This is a genomic window from Micromonospora globispora (assembly GCF_003857015.1).
Lineage (GTDB): Bacteria > Actinomycetota > Actinomycetes > Mycobacteriales > Micromonosporaceae > Micromonospora > Micromonospora globispora.
In genome coordinates this window covers 1-4,726 of the sequence record NZ_QGGF01000023.1, presented here as the reverse complement: position 1 = coordinate 4,726, position 4,726 = coordinate 1, and the positions used below count along the sequence as shown (strand labels likewise).

At 73.0% G+C, this 4,726-nt stretch carries 3 protein-coding genes and 1 riboswitch; of the genes, 1 reads left to right on the top strand and 2 read right to left on the bottom strand.

All coding sequences use genetic code 11. The annotated features are described in order from the left end of the window. The first annotated feature begins 242 nt into the window (after positions 1-242). Positions 243-443 (top strand): DUF5999 family protein, encoded by a 201-nt coding sequence (locus tag DKL51_RS00660; protein ID WP_109947276.1) that lies wholly within the window; start codon positions 243-245, stop codon positions 441-443. A 131-nt stretch (positions 444-574) separates the two neighbouring features. Here the strand turns inward: DKL51_RS00660 and gcvP are convergent, their stop codons facing one another. Both gcvP and DKL51_RS00650 read right to left on the bottom strand, forming a co-directional pair. After that, positions 575-3,397, bottom strand: a complete 2,823-nt coding sequence (gene gcvP / locus DKL51_RS00655; protein ID WP_124811609.1) for an aminomethyl-transferring glycine dehydrogenase — start codon at positions 3,395-3,397, stop codon at positions 575-577. 72 nt (positions 3,398-3,469) lie between these two features. Further along, positions 3,470-3,568: riboswitch (glycine riboswitch) on the bottom strand. 64 nt (positions 3,569-3,632) lie between these two features. Beyond that, the gene (locus DKL51_RS00650; protein WP_124811608.1) at positions 3,633-4,496 is read right to left on the bottom strand and encodes an NAD-dependent protein deacetylase; all 864 of its coding nucleotides are present in this window, start codon (positions 4,494-4,496) and stop codon (positions 3,633-3,635) included. Positions 4,497-4,726: the final 230 nt, after the last annotated feature.

The following is a 4,726-nucleotide window of genomic DNA, read 5'->3' as shown; positions in this document are numbered from 1 at the left end:
GGCCGCCACTCGAGGCGGGCCCGCTCGACGAGCCGCCCCCGGCACCCGGCCAGGGCCGCGGGCACGTCGATCACACCCGGTGGAAGCGTTTCCACACCGGTTGGCCCATTCTCGCTCATCCGTTCAGTCGATTTAAGGTGAACAACGCGCACGGCTGCTCGATACCGCGCGCTTTCGCTTGGTACTGTGCGTCACTGGTCATGTGAACCATGACACAGTGCCCCCACAGTCCGGAGAACCCGATGTGCCAGCACCTACCCACCTGCCCCTCCGCCGAGGCGACCGACCGTGAAGCCGCCCGGGTCATCGCCTGCTTTCGGGAGCAGGGCTGGAGCCTGCTCTGCAACGGTGTCATCGTCTTCGAGGACACCGGTGAGCTGCTTCCCGACGGCAGCACCATCGCTCCCCACCGCGGCCCCGCCCGGCACGCCCTCGTCGCCTGACGCGATCACGCTGCGTAATCGCAGCGTGCACTGTCGACCAGGCTAGTCCCCGCGGCCGGGACCGCCCTCCCCAGGTCGACACCATCCCGCCGGCCGGGGCGGCCAGACGCCCGCCCCGGCACCAGCGACTCTCAGCTCTCGAACGCCTCCGGCGACGGGCACGAGCAGACCAGGTTCCGGTCGCCGTACGCCCCGTCGATCCGCCGCACCGGCGGCCAGTACTTCCCCGCCCGGTCCACGTCCGCCGGGTACGCGCCCACCGACCGCGGGTACGGGTGCGGCCATTCGTCGGCCGACACCATCGCGGCGGTGTGCGGGGCGTTCGCCAGGGGGTTGTCCCCGGCCGGCCACTCCCCCGACCCGACCTTGTCGATCTCCGCCCGGATGGCGATCATCGCGTCGCAGAACCGGTCCAGCTCGGCCAGGTCCTCGCTCTCGGTCGGCTCCACCATCAGCGTCCCCGCCACGGGGAACGACATCGTCGGCGCGTGGAAGCCGTAGTCGATCAGCCGCTTCGCCACGTCGTCGACGCTCACCCCGGTCGCCTTGGTCAGCGGCCGCAGGTCCAGGATGCACTCGTGCGCCACCAGGCCCTTGTTGCCGGCGTACAGCACCGGGAAGTGGTTGCGCAGCCGTGCCGCCACGTAGTTCGCGGCCAGCACCGCCACCCCGGTCGCCCGGGTCAGCCCCGTGGCGCCCATCATCCGCAGGTACGCCCACGGGATCGGCAGGATGCCCGCCGAGCCGTACTTCGCCGCCGAGATGGCCGGCTTGCCGTCGACGTGGACGCCCAGCGGGTCGCCGGGCAGGAACGGCGCCAGGTGCGCCCGCACCGCCACCGGCCCGACACCCGGGCCGCCGCCGCCGTGCGGGATGCAGAACGTCTTGTGCAGGTTCAGGTGCGACACGTCCGCCCCGAACCTGCCCGGCTTGGCGAACCCGACCAGCGCGTTGAGGTTCGCCCCGTCGACGTACACCTGCCCGCCGGCGTCGTGCACCTTCGCGCACAGCTGCGCGATGCCCGTCTCGTACACCCCGTGCGTCGACGGGTACGTCACCATGATCGCGGCCAGGGCGTCCCGGTGCTTGTCGATCTTCGCGTCGAGGTCGACCAGATCCACGTTGCCGTCCGCGTCGCAGGCCACCACGACCACCCGCATGCCGGCCATCACCGCGCTGGCCGCGTTGGTGCCGTGCGCCGACGACGGGATCAGGCAGACGTCCCGGCGCCCCGCATCGCGCGAGGCGTGATACGCCCGGATCGCCAGCAGCCCGGCCAACTCCCCCTGCGACCCGGCGTTGGGCTGCACGCTGACCGCGTCGTAGCCCGTCACCTCCGCCAGCCACGCCTCCAGCTGCGCGATCATCTCCCGGTAACCGGCGGTCTGCGCCTCGGGCGCGAACGGGTGGATGTGCGCGAACTCCGGCCAGGTGATCGGCTCCATCTCGGTGGTCGCGTTGAGCTTCATCGTGCACGACCCGAGGGGGATCATGCCGCGGTCCAGGGCGTAGTCGAAGTCCGACAGCCGCCGCAGATAACGCAGCATCGCCGTCTCCGAGTGGTGGGTGCGGAACACCGGGTGGGTCAGGAAGTCCGACGTGCGGGCCAGCGCCTCGGGCAGCGCCGCGTCCACGTCGCCGTCGACCCCGTCGACCCCGAACGCCGCCCACACCGCGGCCAGGTGCGCCGGGGTGGTGGTCTCGTCGCAGGAGATCCCGACCCGGTCGCCGTCGACCAGCCGCAGGTTCACGTTCCGCTCCGCGGCCACCGCGACCACCTGCGCCGCCCGGCCCGGCACGAGCGCCGTCACGGTGTCGAAGAACGCCACGTCCACGACCTCGACGCCGCCGGCGCGCAGCCCGGCCGCGAGCCGCGCCGCCATGTCGTGGGTACGCCGGGCGATCGCGCGCAGCCCGTCCGGGCCGTGGTAGACCGCGTACATGCCGGCCATCACCGCCAGCAGCACCTGGGCGGTGCAGATGTTGCTGGTCGCCTTCTCGCGGCGGATGTGCTGCTCGCGGGTCTGCAACGCCAGCCGGTACGCCGGGTTGCCGTCCGCGTCCCGCGACACCCCGACCAGCCGGCCGGGCAGCATCCGCTCCAGGCCCGCCCGCACCGCCAGGTAGCCGGCGTGCGGCCCACCGAAGCCCATCGGTACGCCGAAGCGCTGGGTGGTGCCGGCCGCGATGTCCGCGCCGATCTCCCCGGGCGCCCGCAGCAGGGCCAGCGCGAGCAGGTCCGCGGCAACGGTGACCAGCGCCCCGACCGCGTGGGCGGCCTCGACCGGCCCGGTGTGGTCGCGCACCGCGCCGGAGGCCCCCGGGTACTGCAGGTGCAGGCCGAAGAACTCGCCCGGCAGTTCGTCGCGCTCGACGTCGAGCACCCGCACGTCGATGCCCAGCGGCTCGGCCCGGCTGGTGATCACCGCGACGGTCTGCGGCAGGGTGTCCGCGTCGACGACGTACACCGGGCTCTTGCTCTTGCTGGCCCGGCGAGCGAGGGTCATCGCCTCGGCCGCGGCGGTGCCCTCGTCGAGCATGGAGGCGTTCGCGGTGGCCAGCCCGGTCAGGTCGGTGACCATGGTCTGGAAGTTCAGCAGCGCCTCCAGCCGGCCCTGGCTGATCTCCGGCTGGTACGGGGTGTACGCGGTGTACCAGGCGGGGTTCTCCAGCACGTTGCGGCGGATCACCGCCGGGGTGTGGGTGCCGTGGTAACCGAGGCCGATCATGGACACGGCGACGGTGTTGCGGGCGGCGAGGGCGCGCAGCTCGGCGATCGCCTCCCGCTCGCTGGCCGGGGCCGGCAGGTCCAGGGTGCCGTGCCAGCGGATCACCTCGGGGATCGCTGCGTCCATCAGCTCGTCGACGGAGCCGTAGCCGACGGTCTCCAGCATCCGGCGCTCGTCGTCCGGGTCGGGGCCGATGTGACGGTCGGCGAACTGCTCTGCGCTCATCGTGTGCGCTCCTGCGGGGCGAGGTCGACAGGTCGGCCTCCCCCTGAGTCACGCGCGAAGCGCTCCACAGCGCCTGCCCACGAGGTCCTTTTGCCTGAGAGGTTCCGGGGAGGAATCTGCCCCTTCGGCGCCGCCCGGGTGCTTTCGGGCGGTCTCTCCCGCGTGGGTGGTACCGGCATGGTCAACGCTACCAGCGCCGGTGTTTCCCGCAGATGTCGAACCCCCGGGTCAGGGGCTACACCGCGGCCGGTTCGGCCAGCGCGGGGCGCACCGGCCCGGCGGTGACGTCGGCCAGCGCCGGAAGGACCTCACCCAGCGGCGCGTCGACGGCCAGGGTGGCGTGCGCGTCGCCGCGGGTCGGCCCCTGGTTGACGATGGCGACGGGAATGCCGAGCTTCGCCGCCCGGATCACGAACCGGCGACCCGACATCACCGTCAACGACGAGCCGAGCACCAGCAGCAGCCGGGCCCGCTCGACGAGCGCGAAACAGTCGGCGACCCGGGCGGCCGGCACGGTCTCGCCGAAGAACACCACGTCCGGCTTCAGCATGCCGGTGCCGCAGATGCCGCAATCCACGGTGCGGAACCGGGCCACCGCCTCGTCGGGCAGGTCCACGTCACCGTCCGGGTTCACCGCGGCGACGTGCGCGTCGAAGCCGGGGTTCGCCTCCCGCAGCCGCCCGTCCACCTCCTCCCGGGAGGTCAGGTTGTCGCAGTCGAGGCAGGTCACCTCGTCGAGGCGGCCGTGCAGCTCGATCACCCCGCGGCTGCCGGCGGCGGTGTGCAGCCCGTCGACGTTCTGCGTGATCACCCCGGTGACCTGCCCGGCGTGCTGCAGCCGCGCCACCGCCCGGTGCCCGGCGTTCGGCTCCGCGCGGGCGATCAGGCGCCAACCCAGGTGGCTGCGCGCCCAGTAGCGCCGCCGGGCGTCCGGATCCCGGGTGAACGCCTGGTACGTCATCGGGGTGTGCCGGCGGGCCACGCCGCTGGGCCCCCGGTAGTCCGGAATCCCCGACTCGGTCGACAACCCGGCCCCGCTGAGCACCACCACGTCACCGGCGGCCACCAGCCGGGCCAACGCGTCGAACGATTCGGTCACCCGTCCATGCTGCCTCACCCGGCCGCGATCGACGACCGGGCGCGCCCCGCGCCAGCCGCCGGCACGTCCCGGACCCGGCCGTCCGGGTCGCGCACCTGTTGGCGGCGAGCCGGCCCGGCGGATAGCGGTGTCCACTACCGTTCGCGGGGTGGGTCGGCGTCGGGGAAGTGTCGTACGGGTGGTGTTGGCTTCGCCTGGCAGCCGTCGTGCTGCCGCAGGTGGTGACGCAC

Excerpts from the sequence above, each read along its gene's own strand:
- DKL51_RS00660 (WP_109947276.1), top strand. The coding sequence starts at position 243 with ATGTGCCAGCACCTACCCACCTGCCCCTCCGCCGAGGCGACCGACCGT.
- gcvP (WP_124811609.1), bottom strand. The coding sequence starts at position 3,397 with ATGAGCGCAGAGCAGTTCGCCGACCGTCACATCGGCCCCGACCCGGAC.